Origin of the sequence: Ensifer sp. (assembly GCF_031989085.1) — a bacterium.
In the GTDB taxonomy this organism is placed as follows: Bacteria; Pseudomonadota; Alphaproteobacteria; order Rhizobiales; family Rhizobiaceae; genus Ensifer.
Window position 1 is genome coordinate 1 of the sequence record NZ_DALZXU010000023.1, and the last position, 2,614, is coordinate 2,614.

At 63.5% G+C, this 2,614-nt stretch carries 2 protein-coding genes and 1 pseudogene; all 3 read right to left on the minus strand.

Translation table 11 applies throughout. The annotated features are described in order from the left end of the window. Positions 1–15 precede the first annotated feature (15 nt). A complete protein-coding gene (locus RTP54_RS31010) occupies positions 16–1,572 on the minus strand; it encodes a tripartite tricarboxylate transporter permease (protein ID WP_112812314.1) in 1,557 nt (518 codons plus the stop codon). A gap of 36 nt (positions 1,573–1,608) precedes the next feature. Next, positions 1,609–2,109 carry a tripartite tricarboxylate transporter TctB family protein gene (locus RTP54_RS31015; RefSeq protein ID WP_112812313.1) on the minus strand — a complete coding sequence of 167 codons (501 nt, stop codon included), beginning with the start codon at positions 2,107–2,109 and terminating at the stop codon, positions 1,609–1,611. Between the two features lie 105 nt (positions 2,110–2,214). Further along, positions 2,215–2,614 (minus strand): annotated as a pseudogene (locus RTP54_RS31020) (tripartite tricarboxylate transporter substrate binding protein); the annotation flags it as partial.

A 2,614-nucleotide genomic window follows, 5' to 3' on the forward strand; every position in this document is an offset into this window, starting at 1 on the left:
GGTGCGGCGGCTCCGTCAAGCCGCCGCGCTGCCGTCGCCGTGCGATGTCGCATCGTCTTTCGATGTTGCGCCATCTTGCTTGCGCTTGCGAACCAGGCCGATCAGTCCGAAGACGACCGGTGACAGCAGCATTGCCAGGCCGAGCGCCATCAGTGACGATACCAGCGCATTCGACCAGAAGATGTTGAGTGAACCGCCCGACAGCAGCATCGACTGGCGGAAGGCGTCTTCGGCCTTGTCACCGAGCACCATGGCCAGAACCAGCGGTGCCAGCGGATAATCGAGCTTCTTGAAGACATAGCCGAGCACGCCGAAGCCGATGACCATGAAGATGTCGGAGACGGAGTTTGCCACCTGATAGGCGCCGGAGAAGATGACGGCGACGATGATCGGGCCGATGATCGAGAACGGCACGCGCAGGATCGAGGCATAGAGCGGCACGGTGGCGAGCACCAGGATGACGGCGACGACATTGCCGAGATACATCGAGGCGATCAGGCCCCAGACGAAATCCGGACGGTCGGTAAAGAGCATCGGACCGGGGGTGAGACCCCAGATCATCAGGCCGCCCATCATGACGGCCGCCGTCGCAGACCCGGGCACGCCGAGCGCCAGCATCGGCAACAGCGCCGAGGTGCCGGCCGAGTGGTCGGCGGTCTCGGGTGCGACGATGCCGCGCGGATCGCCCTTGCCGAACTTCGACTTGTCGCGCGCCGAGCGGCGGGCAACGCCGTAGCTCATGAACGAGGCCGCGGTCGGGCCGGCGGGCGTGATGCCCATCCAGATGCCGATGATGGTCGAGCGGGCGATCGTCAGCCAGTAGCGCGGGATTTCCACCAGCGTGCGGCCGATTTCGGCGAGCTTGACGCGCGCCTTGATGCCTTCGAAGCGCAGGCCCTCTTCGGTCGTCAGCAACAGCTCGCCGATGCCGAAGAGCCCCATGACGGCGATCAGGAAGCTGACGCCCTTGATCAGGGTCGGGATGTCGAAGGTCAGGCGCAGGTCGCCGGAGATCGTGTCCATGCCGACGGAAGCGAGCGCAAAGCCCATCATCATCGACACCAGCGTCTTGAAGGGCGATTGCGCCCCCATCGAGATGAAGCTGGCGAAGGCGAGGAAATAGACCGCGAAATATTCCGGCGACGAGAAGCGCAGCGCGAAGTTGGCGACCCAGCCCGACAACAGCGTGATCATGACGACGCCGGCAAGCGCGCCGATGCCGGCCGACACGAAGGCCAGCGTCAAGGCGCGGCTCGCCTGGCCGGCCTTGGCCATCGGATAGCCGTCGAAGGTGGTCGCCACCGACGAGGGCTCGCCCGGGATGTTGAACAGGATGGATGTCGTCGAACCGCCAAACAGCGCCCCCCAATACATGCAGGAGAGCAGGATGATCGCGGAGATCGGATCCATGGAGAAGGTCAGCGGCAACAGCAGCGAGACGCCGTTGGGCGCACCGAGGCCAGGCAGAACGCCGACGAGAATGCCGAGCGTGACGCCGACCATCATCAGCAGGATGTGATTCCAGCTGAGGATGTGGCCGAAGCCATCGATCAGAAGACCGATATTTTCCATGTCATTCCTCCCGGGGAAACTTTTAAGCGGTCGGGATCAATAGATCCCGAACCAGGCCTCGACCGGTCCCTTCAGCAGCGGAACCTTGAAGCCGATCTCGAAAACGATGAAGAAGAAGAGCGAAACGGCAACGCCTGACGGCAGGGCGATCCACCACTTGTAGCGCCCCTGGAACAACATCGCTCCGGCGATATAGAGCGCCGTGCCGACATAGAGGCCAAGCCAGGCGGAGACGCCGGCAAAGGCTGCGAGCGGCAAGAAGAACGAGGCGACGACGCGCGCGCGGGCACCGTCGATGAAGATGTCGCCCGTGCCGCGATGTTTTACGAAAGCGCCGATCGCATTGGCGACGCTTCCCAGGATGATCAGGATGCCGATGTAGAAGGGAAAATAGCCGGCCTCGGGGCCGAAGTCGCTCCAACCGGCGCCGATATCGGAGGCGCCATAGCAGATGGCTGCGCCGAAGATGCCCGTCAACGCGGCAACGCCAAGCTCCACCGCGAAGCGGGAGAGCCCATTCGCACTGTTCTCACTCATGATCGTGACCTTTCGAACCGGTTGACGGGCGCCTTGCAGCGTCCTCCAGGCGTCAGACCTGACGCGCGACGCCGCATGAGCGCCCGTCCCGATATATCGCCGGTTTTAGTTGGCGAGCCAGCCTTCGCGCTTCAGAACTTCGCCGACTGCGGCGCCGTCCATCTCGATGGCGGCCTTGAAGTCTTCGCCAGCGATGTAGGAAGGCGACTGCGAGGTATCGGCCAGATACTTCGCCCACTCCGGCGTCTCGGAGACCTTGCGCATCAGGTCCGAATAGAACTTGACGGCATCCGGCTCGACGCCGGCCGGCATCCAGACGGTGCGCGGCATGGAGTAGTTGTCGATGGCAATGCCCGAATCCTTGCAGGTCGGGATGTCGCTCCACGCCTTGTCGCCGGCAACCTTGGCGTCGTTGGAAAGCTTGACGCTCTTGAAGACGCACAGCGGCTTGACCATGCCGGCCTGCCACTGGCCGAGGTTCTCGCTCGGGTTGTTGACGTTGGCG